Consider the following 13,742-nt stretch of genomic DNA (forward strand, 5'->3'; position numbering starts at 1 on the left):
CGTGGGCGGAGCGTCGTGCTCCGGGGTCGTCGTCGGGTCGGCGGCGCCGCCGTCCGAAGGTGCGGGTTTCTCCGTGACCGGGGCCCGCTCCTCGGTCGTCGGCGTCGGAGTCCGCGTCGGCGCGGCACTGTTCGCCCCGGTGTCCGGGGTCTCCGGAGTGCCATCGGTGACGCCGCCCGCCGGTACGGGCGCGGGACGGGTGCTGCCTTCGTGCGGTCCGATGGCGCTCAACGTGCCGCCGCCGGAGGACGGCCACGTCATCACCAGGCCGGCCGCGACCGTGGCTGCCACCCCGGTCACGCCGCCGACGCCCTTGAGGGCGGCTCTGCGGCGGCGGGAGCGTTCCCGTTTCGCGGCGGCGGCCTCGGTAGCCGAGTCGATCACTACGAGGTGGTCGGCCGGAGCGACGGGCTCCGCCTGGACGCCGCCGGCCTCGTCGCGCTCGGCGGCGGCGAGCACCTGGTCGCGCAGCGGCGCAGGCGCCCAGATGGAGGCGCGGCGCGCCAGGAGGTGCGGGAGCCGTCCCTTCTCGAACGCCGCGATGACGTCCATGTGCTCGCCGGGGTCGGCGTGTCCGCGGATGAGGACGTCCAGGACGAAGCTTTCCAGTGCGGTGCGCGCTTCGTGCAGGAGTTCGCGCACGCTGCCCGGCGAGATGTCCAGGGCTGCGGCGATGTCGCGGACCTCCAGCCACTGACCCGCGGACAGCAGCAGGGCCTCACGGTGGCCGGCGGACAGGTTTCCGATCCCGTCCAGCAGCGGGTCGGTGGCCGCCTGGGCGAAGACGGGACGGCCACGGCCGCCGAACGCCCCACGCTCGGCACAGACCGTACGGGCCAGGTGGTGCAGCCACAGCACCGTCTCGCCGCGCGGCGGGTTCCGCATCGCCCGGGTGAGCGTCTCTCGGAGGGCGTCGGCCGCGCCTTGGTCGCCCAGCAGCGACCAGCAGTGCGCGTAAAGACGGTGGGCATGGGCGTCGTAGAGGGTTTCCAGGTCCCCGTGCATATGACCTCCTCGGGAGGTGGCCGTGGGAGCAACTGTTATGAATACGGGCGGGGGGGCGCCCGAACACACTTGGGCACGGGACTCTAGTGCACGATGGCGACGGATGAGAAGCGAACGGTTCCTGTGCGTAGCGATTCTTCCATGCGCCGAGGACACTACCGGCGGATACGTCGGCGCCTCGCCCCGTATACGCGCACGGTGATGGGGTTCTTGCCGGTGCGGACGTGCGAATGCGGCCTCAGTGGGCAGGGCTGGGTGCATGAGGCCGGAGATGGAACGGGCGGCGGGCCGGTGAGCGGCCGGTGGCGGACGTACGGGGCCACCGCGGCGGCGGTGACCGCGGCGGTGGGCGCCAAGGCGGTCGACGCCGACAGCGCCTGGTACCGGTCGCCGGCCCAGCCGCCATGGCAGCCGCCGCCCTGGACGTTCGGGGTCGTGTGGACGCCGCTCTTCGGCCGCTGCGGCCCGGACGCGGGAGTCGTGGGCACGGCGCCGCTGGACGTCGGCGACGCCGAACTGATCCGGCGCACGGCCCGCGCCGACGCCGCCGCGGCCGCCGCGCTGGTCCCCTACGCGGCATGGTGCGGGTTCGCCATCGCGCTGAACGGCGCCCACCGCAACCGTCCGTCCGGGAGCGGGCGCCGGTGACGAGCACCTCGATCATGCTGTTCACCCGTGATCTGCGGGTGCACGACAATCCCGCGCTGGCCGCCGCCTGCGCGGCCGGCCGCGTCGTTCCGGTGTTCGTTCTCGACCGGGCGATCCTGGACGGTCCGTTCGCCGTGCCCAACCGCGTCCGATTCCTTCTGGACTCCCTCGCGGACCTCCGGGCCTCGCTGCGCGAGCTGGGCGGTGACCTGGTGGTGGTGCGCGGCGACCCGGTCGCGGAGGTCGCCCGGCTGGCGGACAGGACGCACGCCGGCTCGCTGTTCGTCGCCGACGAGCGGTCGGCGTTCGCCGCCCGGCGCCTCGCCGGCCTGCGCGGGCTCGGACTGGACGTCTCGGCGCACCCCGGCATCACGGTCGTCCCGCCGGGCGAGGTCACGCCCGCCGGCGGCGACCACTACCGGGTGTTCACCCCGTACTGGCGGGCCTGGGAGGCCGTCCGGTGGCGTCCGCCCGTGGACGTGCCCGAGGCGGTCCGCCTGCCGTCGGGCGTCGACGCGGGCGCGCTGCCGCGGCTCGCCGAGCTGACGCAGGGCTCACCCTCCCCCGATCTCGCGCCCGGCGGTGAGCGGAAGGCACGCGAACGCCTGGCGGCGTGGCTGCGCGAGGACGCCGCGGCGTACGAGGAGGTCCACGACGATCTCGCCGCCGACCGCACGTCCCGGCTCAGCCCGTACCTCAAGTTCGGCTGCGTCTCGCCGCGGGAACTGGCGGCGGCCGGGCCGGACGCGTTCCGCCGCCAGCTGGCGTGGCGCGACTTCCACCACCAGGTCGCCGCGGCCTTCCCCGCGCTGCCCAGGGACGACTACCGGCCGCGCGGGCGGCGGTGGAACGACGACGAGGACGCCCTCGCCGCGTGGCGCGGCGGCACGACCGGCGTCCCGATCGTGGACGCGGGCATGCGCCAGTTGCGCCGCGAGGGCTTCATGCACAACCGCGCACGGCTCATCACCGCCTCGTTCCTGACCCGCGATCTCGGGATCGACTGGCGGGACGGCCTGCGCCACTTCGGCGACCTGCTCGCCGACGGCGACATCGCCGACAACGCGGGGAACTGGCAGTGGGTGGCCGGCACCGGCAACAGCACCCGGCCGGACCAGGTCATGAACCCGCTCCGGCAGGCGTCCCGGTTCGACCCGCGCGGCGACTACGTCCGCAGGTACGTTCCCGAACTCGCCGGGATCGAGGGCTCGCGCGTCCACCGCCCGTGGGCCCTGCCGGCGGGACGGCGGCGCGCGCTCGGCTACCCGGAGCCCATCCTGCTTCCCGAATGATCGGTCGGCGCGGCCCGTTCGCGGCTCAGCCGGGCAGGCCGGCCAGGACGGCATCGGCGGCGCGGCATCCAGACGCCAGGGCGCCCTCGGTCAGGGTGCCGCGTCCGGGTCGCGGCGCCGCGCGTTGCGCAGTACGTCGTCCAGGTCGCCGAGGCGGTCGAGCTGCTTGACGGCGCGGGCGGTGCGGTGGTTGCGCGCCAGCCGTTCGCGGTGGCGGTGAATGAACTCCCAGTAGCCGGCGGTGTAGGGGCACGCCCGCTCGCCGACGCGTTCGGTGGGCCGGTAGGCGCAGGGGCCGCACAGGTCGCTCATCCTGTTGATGTAGGCGCCGCCGGAAGCGTACGGCTTGGTGGTGATGCGGCCGCCGTCGGCGTACTGGGACATGCCGATCACATTGGGGAGCATCACCCAGTCGTATCCGTCGACGAAGCAGCGGTGGAACCAGTCGGTCACCGCCGCCGGATCCCAGCCGCGCTGCAGGGCGTGATTGCCCAAGATCATCAGCCTGGGTATGTGATGTACCCAGCCCCGGTCACGGACCTGCGCCAGAGTGGTCGACAGGCAGCGCGCCCGCACGGCGTCGGCGTCCAGGCGGGCGAACCAGTCCGGCAGCGGCGCGTGGTGCCCCAGGGCGTTGGACTCGCGGTAGCGGGGCCCGAGGTGCCAGTAGAGATTCCACATGTACTCGCGCCAGCCGGCGACCTGCCGGATGTAGCCCTCGACGGAGTTGAGCGGTGCCTCGCCCGCGCGGTAGGCGTTCTCGGCGGCCTCGACGCACTCCGCCGGATCCAGCAGCCCGAGGTTGAGCGAAGCGGACAGCAGGCTGTGGCTCATGGCCCAGTCCTCGGCCAGCACCGCGTCTTCCCACGGGCCGAAGGTGGGCAGGCGTTTCCGCACGAATGCGCGCAGGGCTCGCCGGGCCTCGGCGCGGTCGGCGGGGAAAAGGCGTGGTCCGTCCCGGCCGACGAACGCTACCTCCCCGCGCCGCTCCCACCGGTCCAGATCGGCCCTGACCTGGTGGTCGATGGCGTCTTCACGCGGCCGGTAGGGTGCCGGCACCGGCAGTACCGCGGCGCTCTTGGGCGGGGCCTCGCGGTTGTCGGTGTCCAGGTTCCACTTCCCGCCCGCGGGCTCCCCGCCGTCCATCAGCAGATCGTGGGCCCGGCGCACGTGCCGGTAGAAGTCCTCCATCCGCAGGTGCCCCGCGGAGTCCGCCCAGCGGCCGAACGCGTCCGGCTGCACGAGGAACCCGCGCGGCGGCAGGACCTCCACCTGCTCCAGTTCCCGCACGAAGCGAAGGGCGCCGTGGGACGTGGGGTGATGGACGGTCACGGGCGCGTCGCCGACGGCTCGGTCCAGGCCGTCACGGTAAGTCTCCGCCTGGATGTAGCGCACCCGGTCACCGAGTTCGGCCGCGCGGTGCCGCATCGCGGACAGCAGCAGGTGCGCCTTGGCACGGTGAAAGCGGCGCCGCCGGAAGACCCCGCGCGACTCGATCATGACGATCTGGCTGTCGGGCCGCAGGAAGTGCGGGCCCAACTGGTCCCCGAACAGCCAGTGGAACGCGGCCTTCGAGCGGTCGTGCGCCCCCATGCGCATCCTCCCCCGAGATGCCTGGACGTCCGCTCAGTGTGGCGCACGAGCCGCCGCGGGCACAGACGGCGCGCTGGTGCGCGAGGCCCGCCAGACCCGCACGCGTTCCTCCCGTCGGGGCCGGGCTCGGAGTGACCACGGACACGGCGGGCATGGTGCCCCAGGAACGGATGTTGCCGAGTCGATCGCGCTGAGCAGGAGAAACCGGCGCCGTGCGGCCGGGACGGCCGCTCCGGGGAGGGGGAAGCGATGCCCGAAAGCGTCGTCATCGTGGGGGCGGGACTGGCCGGGTTGGCCTGTGCCGTGCGGCTGCACCAGGCCGGTGTGCCGGTTCGGATACTGGAGGCGTCCGACGGGATCGGCGGCCGGGTGCGCACCGACGTGGTGGACGGGTTCCGCCTCGACCGCGGTTTTCAGGTCTTCAACACCGCTTATCCCGAGGCCCGGCAGATTCTGGACTACGCGGCCCTGGACCTCCAGCCGTTCTCGTCCGGTCTGCTGGTGTTCCACCGAGGCCGCCGGGAGCGGGTGATGCTGCCATGGAGGCATCCCGAGCACGCGTTGAGCGGCGTCCTCGCCGATATCGGCACCATCGGCGACAAGGCGGCGCTGGCGGCGATGAGCGCCCGGGACCTGGCCGCCTCCGGTTCCTGGCTGCGCGACTGCCCCGAACGAAGCACCTACGACGAACTCCGGCTGCGGGGCCTGTCCAATGTGATGATCGACCGGCTCATGCGCCCGTTCCTGTCCGGCGTGCTGCTGGAAGGCGACCTGGAGACCTCCAGCCGGTACTTCCACCTGATCTGGCGGTCGTTCGTCCGCGGCACCATCACCCTCCCCGCGCTGGGAATGGGCCGCATCCCCCTGCAACTCGCCGACCGGCTGCCCGAAGGGACGATCTCGCTCGACACAGCCGTCCAGGAGATCACCGACGGCGGTGTGCGGACCGGCGACGGTTCCACCGTCCAGGCCCGCGCCGTGGTCGTCGCCACCGACCCCGTCCAGGCGGCCCGGCTGCTGCCCGAGGTCGAAGCACCCGTTATGCGCGCGGTAACGACCTTCTACCACGTGGCTCCCTCCTCGCCGCTGCGTGAGCCGATCCAGATCATCGACGCCGAGGGCGTCATCGCCGACACGCTGGTCCTCACCGACGCGGCCCCGCGCTACTCCCCGGACGGCCGCGCGCTCATCTCGACGTCCGTGCTCGGCCTCGATGCGGACGAATCACGCGTGCTGGAGCGGTTGACCGAGATCTACGGCGACACTTCCGGATGGCGGCTCATCGGGACCTATCCCGTCGAGGCGGCGCTCCCCGCGATGCCGCCGCCGCTGCGGATGCGGCAGCCGGTGCGGCTCCGGCCCGGACGGTACGTCTGCGGCGACCACCGCGACACCGGCTCCATCCAGGGCGCCCTGGTGTCCGGACGCCGCGCCGCGCAGGCCGTCCTCGCCGACTCCCTCCTGCGGACGACCGTCCCGATCTCGGGATGAGCGAGGACGGCCGGCTCGACCGGGCCACCTGCGCGATCCGGCGCCGTGAGCCGGCGGTCCGTGCCCACCAATGTATGACGCGTTGAGGCGGTCGCGGCATCCGCGTAAGTTGGCGACAACGTGTTGATAAGTTGTCGACATGATGTCGACAAAAAAGCGGGTGTGGGGCTGATGTTCCTCGCCGTTCGTGAGCTGCGGTTCGCCAAGGTCCGGTTCGGGCTGATGGGGGCCGTCGTGGGGTTGATCGCGGTCCTCATGGTGATGTTGTCCGGGTTGTCGGTGGGGCTGGTCAGGGACGGGGTGTCCGGGCTGCAGAACCTGCCGGTCACCTCGTTCGCGTTCGAGCACGGCGTCCAGCACGACTCCGCCTTCTCCCGGAGCGTGGTGGGGATGTCCGCCGTGGACGCCTGGCGGGGCCGGCCGGGTGTGGCGGAGGCGGCCCCCTACGGCAACACGCTCATCAATGCCAAGAGCGACCGGGGCGTGGACATCGACCTCGCGCTGTTCGGGGTTGCGCCGGAGTCGTTCCTGTCGCCCGAGGTGAGCAGGGGTTCGCGGCTGAGCGGCGCGGACGGCGTCGTCGTCAGCGGCACGGCCCTGGACGCCGGCCTGCACATCGGCGACACGATCACGGTCGACCGGCTCGGGACGAAGCTGCGGGTCGTGGGCGCCACCGCGGGACAGAACACCTTCGGTCACGTCGACGTGGCCTATGTGCCCCTGCGGACCTGGCAGCTGATCAAAGCCGGGGCGGCGCCGGGCGACCCCGTGCCCGCGCACGCCGCTCAGGACATCACCGCCGTGGCGGTGCGCGCGAAGCCCGGAGCCTCCGTCGACCTGGCCGCCGGGGACGCCGCCGCCGGCACCGAGAGCCTCACCCTGAAGGAGTCCTACGGAGCTTCGCCCGGCTATACCGCCGAGACGTCCACGCTCCAGCTCATCCAGGGATTCCTGTACGCCATCTCCGCGCTGGTCGTCGGAGCGTTCTTCGCGGTCTGGGCGATCCAGCGCAAGCACGAGGTCGCCGTGCTGCGCGCCATGGGCGCGTCCAGAGGGTGGCTGCTGCGCGACGCGCTCACCCAGGCGTTCATCCTGCTGCTGGCCGCCGTCGCGGTCGGCGCGGGGATCGGTGTCGGACTCGGCTCGCTCATCACCGGGGGCGGCGCGCCGTTCGCGCTCAGCGCGCCCAGTGTCACCACCGCCGCCGCGGGGCTCGTCCTGCTCGGGCTCATCGGCGCCGGGACCGCCGTAGCCCGGATCGCGTCCATCGACCCTGCCACCGCCCTCGGAGGAAACCGATGACCGGCCAGACCATGCCCGCCGCCGGAGCGCGGGGAGGCGCCACCGGCGCGCCCGACCGTCCGGGACTGCACATGGAGAGGGTCTGCCTCCAGCACGGCGACGGCACCGAGACCGTGCAGGCCCTCGACAACGTCGACCTCGTCGTGCGCCCCGGCGAGCTGGCCGCCATCGTCGGCCCCTCCGGCGCCGGCAAGTCGAGCCTGCTCGCGGTGGCCGGCGGCCTCGCCCGCCCGGACCGGGGCACGGTCACGGTCGCCGGGACCGACATCACGGCCGCCGGCGCCAGGACCAGGGCGAAGCTGCGGCGCGAGCACATCGGGTTCGTCTTCCAGTCCGGCAACCTGGTCCCGGCGCTCACCGCCTTCGACCAGCTCCGGCTGCCGCTGCGGTTCCGGCCGCGCCGCGAGCGCTCCGGCCGCGCCCCGCTCGCGCTGCTGGAGGACGTGGGAATGGCGGACAAGGCCGACCGGTACCCGCACCAGATGTCCGGCGGGGAGCGGCAGCGGGTCGGCATCGCCCGGGCCCTGGTGACCGAGCCGAGCGTGCTGCTCGTCGACGAGCCCACCGCCGCCCTGGACCGGGCGCGCAGCCACGACATCGTCCGGCTGCTCGCCCGCGAAACTCGGCAGCACGGCGTGGCGGCCGTCATGGTGACCCATGATCATGACGTCCTCGAACACTGCGACACCGTGTACGAGATGATCGACGGGCGGCTGGCCGCACTCGGCTGACGGGCGGGCCTGCCGGAGCCGCGGCCGGTGAGAGAGGGGGCAGTGTGCCGAAGATCCAGGCGCCGACCGTCGCCGAGCATCGGGCCGCGCAGCGGACCGCCCTGCTCGACGCCGCCCGCACCCTGCTCTCCGAGGAGACCGAGCGAGCCCCCAGCCTTGCGGCGGTCGCCCGCCGGGCCGGGCTCGCCCGCTCCAGCGTGTACGCCTACTTCACCTCCCGCGACGATCTGCTCGACGCCCTCATCGTCGACACCTTCCCCCGCTGGTCGGCCTACGTCCGGCAACAGATGGGCAAGGCCAGGACCCCCGGCGACCGTGTCCTGGCCTACGTCAACGCCAACCTCCGCCTCGTCGCCCGCGGCGACCACGCGCTGGCCCGCGCCCTCGCGTCCACCGGCCGCACCGACGCACTCGCCAACTCAAGCCGGCTCCTCCATGACGAACTCCAGACGCCGCTCCGCGCAGCCCTGGCCGAGCACGGCGCGTACGACCCCGACCGGACCGCCGAACTCGTCCAATCGCTCGTCTACAGCCTGAGCCGGATGATCGAGGACGGCCTGGCCGAACGCGCCGCCCGCCGCCTCGCCCACGAGCTGCTCGCCCCCTACCTGCACTCAGCGGCGCCGCGTCCGGCATGACCGCCGTCCCGCGGCCGACAGCACGCCGGTGGCAGCGATGTGCCGTGGGCTTACCGGATCTCTCACCCCTCGGACACGCTATTTGTACATGTCGGGCTGCTTTGGGCAGCCTGAGACGGCACTCGGGCCCGGCCTTCGGCTGTGTCCGAGTTCTCCGCTGGGCCCGGGGGCCGGTGTAGCCGATGCCGACGCCGTGCGGGGGCGGCGCCTCTGCGGGGGGGGTGGCTACGAGATCAGCGGAGGGAGTTGCCTCCGTCGGCGGTGAGTGAGCGGCCCGTGATCCAGGCGGCCTTGTCGCCGCACAGGAACGAGACGACGCCGGCGAGGTCTTCGGGGGTGCCGGCGCGGCCCAGAGGGGTGGCGCGGGCGGCGGCGGACAGGAGGCGCTCCGGGTCGGGGCTGATGTCGCGCAGCGCGTCCGTGGCCACCACGCCCCCGCTCACCAGGTTGACGGTGATGCCGTCGCGGCCGAGTTCCACCGCGAGGTAGCGGACGACGGACTCGGCCGCGGCCATGGCGGCGGCGATCGCGGCGTAGCCGGGGACGTGCCTGCTCGTCCCGGTGCTCACGGTCGTCACGACGCGGCCCCCGCCGGCCAGGTGCGGGCGTGCCGCCGCCACCAGGGCGAGGAGGGAGCCGACGCGGGTGGCGAACATCTGCTCGTAGGTGTGCCAGGGCGTGTCGAGCGCCTTTCCCAGCGCCGGCGAGGTCGCGCCGAAGCCCGTGGCATTGGAGATGACGGCGAGCACGGGGCCGAGGCGTTCACCCGCAGTGCGCACGAACTCCGCGCATTGGTCCCGGTCCGCCACGTCCAGCGCGAAGGCGGCGGCGTGCCCGCCGTTGCGGTGGATCTCATCGACGACTTCGGCGGCGGAGTCGGCGTTCCGGTGGTAGCCGACCGCCACGGCGTAGCCGTCGTGTGCGAGCGCGAGCGCGGCCGCGCGGCCGATGCCGCGGCCGGCGCCGGTGATGACGGCGGTCTTCATCGGCGGTCCCCGAAGGTGATGCGGTCGTCGTCGGCCGCCTCGGTGTAACGGCGCCGCGCGTCCTGCTGGAGTTCCCGGGACTCGGGGCTGGCGAGCCGTTCCGCGAAGAGCCCGGCCTCGAGGCGGAGACCTTCGGTCAGCGGCAGCCGGGAGCCCTCGATCAGGGCGCGTTTCGCTGCGGCGAGCGCGGCGGCGGGACGGGACGCCATGCGGTGGGCCAGTCGCAATGCCTCCGCCTGGAAGACGGGGGTGGGGAGTACCCGCTCGACGATTCCGGCCGTCCCGGCCTGTTCGGCGGTGAGGACGTCACCGGACAGGACGACATCGGCGGCTCGGCCCGGGCCGATCAGCCTGGCGAGGCGCTGGGTGCCGCCTGCCCCGGGGATGATGCCGAGCGCGGTCTCCAGAAGGCTGAAGTGGGCGTCGGCCGAGGCCCAGCGCAGCGTGCAGGCCAGGGACAGTTCGAGGCCGCCACCCCAGGCTTGGCCGTCGATTGCGGCGATCACGGGCTGCGGGAGGCGCTCGATGCGCCGCATCGCGGTGTACCAGATCTTGGCTCGCGGCACCGGTCCCCGGGACAGTTCGGCGAGTTCGTCCAGGTCTGCGTGTGCGACGAAGTAGCCGGGGACGCCGCTGGTGAGCATTACGACACTGATGTCCGGGTCGGTTTCCAGCCGGGCGAGTTCCGCGTCCAGTTCTTCGAGCGCGGCAAAGGTGAGGAAGTTGCGCGGCGGGTTGCGGTAGGTGAGGACGGCGACGCCGTCGCCGTCCTTCCGGGTCCACATCGTCATGTCAGTCCTTGCGTGAGTCGAGTCCGTGCTCGGCGAGGAAGCGCAGCACGGCGTCATTGAAGAATTCGGGGTTGTCCTGGTTGGCCAGGTGGGCGGCGTCCGGGACGACGAGGTACCGCGCCAGCGGGTCCCGGCGTTCCCAGACGGGCATGGCGGTGCGGAAGTTGCCGAGTCGATCGTGTTCGCCGTGCAGCAGCAGTTCGGGTATTTCGATCCGGTACGCGGGCTCGGGGTGGAGGGCGCCGACCAGGCTCGCCATGACCGCGACCATGTCCGGGTGCGACATCCTGCTCGCGGTGTCGCGCACGTACTCGCGGACGCGCGGATCCCGGGCGGACGCCTTGGCCTCCTGGCGGGTCAGGGCCTTGCGCGGGTACCAGGGCAGCATGCGGACGACCGCCGCGGCCTGGAGCCGTTCCCGGCGTGACAGCGGCAGGGTGTTCCCGGCGCAGCCCAGCGCGACCAGAGCCGAAACCCTGTCGGGGTGGTGGTAGACGATCTCCTGGGAGAGGTTGCCGCCCATCGACTGGCCGACGAGGACGGTTCGGTCGATGTCCTCCCGATCGAGGATCGCGAGCAGGTCTTCCGTGGCCGCGTTCAGGGACCACGGGGCCCGGTTGGGGATGGAGCGGCCGTGTCCCCGGACGTCCCACAGGATGATCCGGTGCAGGGCGGCGAACCTCTCGACCTGTGGTTCCCACGTGCGGTGGTCGAGGGTGGCGCCGTGGGTGAAGACGATCGGGGGTCCGTCGCCCGGGCCGCCGGTCCAGTAGTGGATCTCGCAGCCGGTGCGTTGGACGGTCCGGTGCCGCAGCATCACGGCTCTGCCTCGTCGCCCAGGAGGAGGACCGACGCGCCGTAGTGGACGCTCTGGGTGGACGGTGTGCCGGGTCCGGCCGTGGCGGTCGGCTCCCCGTCGCCCTGATTGCGGTCGAAGTGCGGGAAGTTGCTGCTGGACAGCAGCAGGCCGATGCAGTGGCCTTCGCTGAATCGCTGGGCTGTATGTCCGAGGTCTATCTCCAGTTGAAGCGGTTTTCCGCGCGGCACGGTGGTGCCCGGGCCGTCGCGGTGGCTCAGCCGGACCACTCCTTCACAGACCGGCAGCAGCCGGCTGTCCGGTAGCCGGTCCACCAGGCGGGCCATCACGTCGGCGTCCGCGGCGTCGGTGGCGAAGGAGAGCCGCAGCCGGACCCGGCCGGTGACGTCGGTGTCCTCGTCGAGCGGCTCACTGAGATAGAGCAGGACGTCAGGTCTCGTGGCGATGCGGCCGAGGTCCAGCGGCCCGGGGGCGAGGCGGCCGAGGTGCAGGACGCGGCCGCCGCGGCTCGGGACCGGGTCGGACGGGTCGTGGACGTAGCCGTCGGGTTCTGCCGGGCCCGCCGGGGCGGGCACGGCGGTCAGCCTGCCGGGCGGTCCGCCCGCGATTGCGGGGCCAGTCAGGTACAGGGCATGGCCGGCGGTGTCCATGGGGGGCCACCGCTCGGCGGTGCGCCATTCGTCCGCGCCCATCAGGAAGTACAGGACGGGGGCGGATTCGCCCGGCCCGTCCAGGCAGCGGCGGAAGAAGTCCAGGTGCCGGGCGGGGAGCCGCGCGGCGGCCGCCGAGGCAGCGACGCCGAAGTTCACCTCGCCCTGCAGATGGGTCAGGGCGCCGGTGTGCGCCCAGGGTCCGACGATCAACTCGTGCCGCAGGTCCGGGCGCAGCCGCCGCATCTCCTGGTGGCCGCGGATGGTCGCGGTGGCGTAGACGTCGTACCAGCCGGTCACCGACAGGACCGGCACCTCGACGGCCGCGTGGTCCCAGTCGGGCAGGGCCCGGACGCGGCCGTCCAGCAGGTCGCCGATCCGGATCGGGAATCCGGGCAGGTCCAGTTCCGGCATGTCGGCGAGCGGGAGCCGCCGCATCGCCCGCTCCGGGTCGTGGATCAGCGACGCCACCTTCGCGACGAGCGCAGGGTCGGCGTCCGGCCCTTGCCGGCCCAGCCAGTCGGCCGCCATGTAGGCCAGCCACCCGACCAGGTGGTCGAGCCGCAGCGCGCCGCCGGTGTCGCGGACGTCCGCCGCCGCGCCGGTCGTCATGGCCGGGGCGATGCCCCGCAGGTGCGGCGGACGCTCCGCCGCGCCGAGCCAGGCGACGATACCGAGGTAGGACGTGCCCGCGAGGAACACGTTGCCGTCGCACCAGGGCTGCGTCGCCGCCCACTCCACGGTGTCGTAGGTGTCCTCGGCCTCCTGCTCCCACATGATGGCCTGCCACTCGCCACCGGAGTCGAAGCGGCCGCGGGTGTCCTGCACCAGGGCGGCGAACCCCCCGGCCAGGCAGTGCTGGGGGTGCAGCGTGTCGGAGCTGATCTGCCGCCGCCCGTACGGCGTCCGGAAGATCACGACCGGGGCCGGGGACGGGGGCCGCCACAGGTCGCCGTGCAGGAGCACGCCATCCCGCATCGGGGTTTCGACGCCGCCTTCGATGCGTCCCAGTTCCGTCATCACACCGCCTTCAGGGTGAGCATCGTCCGGGCCATCTCGTTCCATCCGGCGGTCGCGCCGCCGTCCACGGTGAGGGCGCAGCCGGTGAGGAAGGAGCTGCCGGGCAGCGCGGCGAACACCGCGGCGCGGGCCTGCTCCTCGGGGGTGGCCAGCCGTCCGGCGGAGGTGGTCGCGGCGAGGGAGTCGCGGAGCGGGCCGGGCGGCCACAGCTCGTCCACCATCCCGGTGTGCGTCGGCCCGGTGACGAGGGCCACCGCGCGGATCCCCTGCGCGCCGTAGTCGACGGCGACCGACTGCGCGAGGCCTATGAGGGCGTGCTTGGCCATGTTGTAGACCGGGGAGCGCGGTGTCGCCGCCACCCCGCACATCGAGGAAGTGAACACGAACACGCCGCCGTCCGCGCGCATGTGCCCGACGGCGGAGCGCACGAGGTAGAAGTTGGCGTCGCAGCACACGCCCATCACCTTGCGGTAGTCGGCGTCGGTGAGGCTGTGCGGGCGGCCGGGGACGTTGACGCCGGCGTTGCCGTGGACGACGTCCAGCCGGCCGTGCCGGGCGACCACCCCCTCGACGACCTCGGCGACCTGGGCGGGATCGGAGACGTCCGCCTGGACGATCCCCTTGCCCGCGGTCAGGTCCACGCCGACGACCTCGGCGCCCACGGCGCGGAACAGCCGCATCGAAGCCGCGCCGATCCCGCTCGCCGCGCCGGTGATCAGGACGACCCTGCCGTCGAGTCGGCCGAAGACGTCGCCGTCCGTCGTGGTCATGGTCATGG

The 13,742-nt window shown here is 73.1% G+C and carries 13 protein-coding genes; 6 read left to right on the plus strand and 7 right to left on the minus strand.

From position 1 onward, the window contains the following. Positions 1 to 1,005: RNA polymerase sigma factor (locus E1284_RS16695; protein ID WP_131940011.1), on the minus strand; the 1,005-nt coding region annotated here is incomplete at its 3' end. A gap of 201 nt (positions 1,006 to 1,206) precedes the next feature. Here E1284_RS16695 and E1284_RS16700 point away from each other — a divergent pair. Together E1284_RS16700 and E1284_RS16705 are read left to right on the plus strand one after the other, a co-directional pair. After that, positions 1,207 to 1,653: a tryptophan-rich sensory protein gene (locus E1284_RS16700; RefSeq protein WP_131940012.1), complete on the plus strand. Its 447-nt coding sequence runs from the start codon at positions 1,207 to 1,209 to the stop codon at positions 1,651 to 1,653. Beyond that, positions 1,650 to 2,945, plus strand: coding sequence for a cryptochrome/photolyase family protein (locus tag E1284_RS16705; protein WP_131940013.1), 1,296 nt, complete (start codon positions 1,650 to 1,652; stop codon positions 2,943 to 2,945). Before E1284_RS16700 ends, E1284_RS16705 begins: the two co-directional genes overlap by 4 nt. Before the next feature lie 90 nt (positions 2,946 to 3,035). On the opposite strand, the gene E1284_RS16710 is transcribed toward E1284_RS16705, so the two are convergent. Beyond that, positions 3,036 to 4,538 carry a cryptochrome/photolyase family protein gene (locus E1284_RS16710; RefSeq protein ID WP_131940014.1) on the minus strand — a complete coding sequence of 501 codons (1,503 nt, stop codon included), beginning with the start codon at positions 4,536 to 4,538 and terminating at the stop codon, positions 3,036 to 3,038. 249 nt (positions 4,539 to 4,787) lie between these two features. Here E1284_RS16710 and E1284_RS16715 point away from each other — a divergent pair, with 249 nt between their 5' ends. The 4 genes from E1284_RS16715 to E1284_RS16730 all read left to right on the plus strand — a co-directional run bounded on the left by E1284_RS16715 (position 4,788) and on the right by E1284_RS16730 (position 8,700). After that, positions 4,788 to 6,029, plus strand: a complete 1,242-nt coding sequence (locus E1284_RS16715; RefSeq protein ID WP_131940015.1) for an NAD(P)/FAD-dependent oxidoreductase — start codon at positions 4,788 to 4,790, stop codon at positions 6,027 to 6,029. A 171-nt stretch (positions 6,030 to 6,200) separates the two neighbouring features. Then, on the plus strand, positions 6,201 to 7,331 hold the full coding sequence (locus E1284_RS16720) for an ABC transporter permease (protein ID WP_131940036.1): 1,131 nt from the start codon (positions 6,201 to 6,203) through the stop codon (positions 7,329 to 7,331). 11 nt (positions 7,332 to 7,342) lie between these two features. After that, a complete protein-coding gene (locus E1284_RS16725; protein WP_207923790.1) occupies positions 7,343 to 8,062 on the plus strand; it encodes an ABC transporter ATP-binding protein in 720 nt (239 codons plus the stop codon). A 44-nt stretch (positions 8,063 to 8,106) separates the two neighbouring features. Beyond that, positions 8,107 to 8,700 (plus strand): TetR/AcrR family transcriptional regulator, encoded by a 594-nt coding sequence (locus E1284_RS16730; protein WP_131940017.1) that lies wholly within the window; start codon positions 8,107 to 8,109, stop codon positions 8,698 to 8,700. A 233-nt stretch (positions 8,701 to 8,933) separates the two neighbouring features. On the opposite strand, the gene E1284_RS16735 is transcribed toward E1284_RS16730, so the two are convergent. Genes E1284_RS16735 through E1284_RS16755 form a run of 5 tightly spaced genes read right to left on the minus strand, consistent with a single transcriptional unit; the run spans position 8,934 to position 13,740 of the window. Continuing rightward, complete coding sequence (locus tag E1284_RS16735) at positions 8,934 to 9,686, minus strand: SDR family oxidoreductase (RefSeq protein ID WP_131940018.1); 753 nt, start codon at positions 9,684 to 9,686, stop codon at positions 8,934 to 8,936. Further along, positions 9,683 to 10,477 (minus strand): enoyl-CoA hydratase/isomerase family protein, encoded by a 795-nt coding sequence (locus E1284_RS16740; RefSeq protein WP_165965304.1) that lies wholly within the window; start codon positions 10,475 to 10,477, stop codon positions 9,683 to 9,685. Before E1284_RS16740 ends, E1284_RS16735 begins: the two co-directional genes overlap by 4 nt. A 1-nt stretch (position 10,478) precedes the next feature. Further along, positions 10,479 to 11,294 (minus strand): alpha/beta fold hydrolase, encoded by an 816-nt coding sequence (locus E1284_RS16745; RefSeq protein WP_243714534.1) that lies wholly within the window; start codon positions 11,292 to 11,294, stop codon positions 10,479 to 10,481. Further along, positions 11,294 to 12,964, minus strand: a complete 1,671-nt coding sequence (locus tag E1284_RS16750; protein ID WP_131940021.1) for a CocE/NonD family hydrolase — start codon at positions 12,962 to 12,964, stop codon at positions 11,294 to 11,296. The genes E1284_RS16745 and E1284_RS16750 overlap by 1 nt, the downstream gene beginning before the upstream one ends. Beyond that, a complete protein-coding gene (locus E1284_RS16755; protein WP_131940022.1) occupies positions 12,964 to 13,740 on the minus strand; it encodes an SDR family NAD(P)-dependent oxidoreductase in 777 nt (258 codons plus the stop codon). The genes E1284_RS16750 and E1284_RS16755 overlap by 1 nt, the downstream gene beginning before the upstream one ends. Between the last annotated feature and the right edge of the window lie 2 nt (positions 13,741 to 13,742).

It is taken from the genome of Actinomadura bangladeshensis (assembly GCF_004348335.1).
GTDB lineage: Bacteria > Actinomycetota > Actinomycetes > Streptosporangiales > Streptosporangiaceae > Spirillospora > Spirillospora bangladeshensis.

Coding starts and splice junctions, on each gene's coding strand:
- E1284_RS16700 (WP_131940012.1), top strand. CDS start 1,207: ATGGGGTTCTTGCCGGTGCGGACGTGCGAATGCGGCCTCAGTGGGCAG.
- E1284_RS16710 (WP_131940014.1), bottom strand. CDS start 4,538: ATGGGGGCGCACGACCGCTCGAAGGCCGCGTTCCACTGGCTGTTCGGG.
- E1284_RS16715 (WP_131940015.1), top strand. CDS start 4,788: ATGCCCGAAAGCGTCGTCATCGTGGGGGCGGGACTGGCCGGGTTGGCC.
- E1284_RS16720 (WP_131940036.1), top strand. CDS start 6,201: ATGTTCCTCGCCGTTCGTGAGCTGCGGTTCGCCAAGGTCCGGTTCGGG.
- E1284_RS16725 (WP_207923790.1), top strand. CDS start 7,343: ATGCCCGCCGCCGGAGCGCGGGGAGGCGCCACCGGCGCGCCCGACCGT.
- E1284_RS16735 (WP_131940018.1), bottom strand. CDS start 9,686: ATGAAGACCGCCGTCATCACCGGCGCCGGCCGCGGCATCGGCCGCGCG.
- E1284_RS16740 (WP_165965304.1), bottom strand. CDS start 10,477: ATGACGATGTGGACCCGGAAGGACGGCGACGGCGTCGCCGTCCTCACC.
- E1284_RS16745 (WP_243714534.1), bottom strand. CDS start 11,294: ATGCTGCGGCACCGGACCGTCCAACGCACCGGCTGCGAGATCCACTAC.
- E1284_RS16750 (WP_131940021.1), bottom strand. CDS start 12,964: ATGACGGAACTGGGACGCATCGAAGGCGGCGTCGAAACCCCGATGCGG.
- E1284_RS16755 (WP_131940022.1), bottom strand. CDS start 13,740: ATGACCATGACCACGACGGACGGCGACGTCTTCGGCCGACTCGACGGC.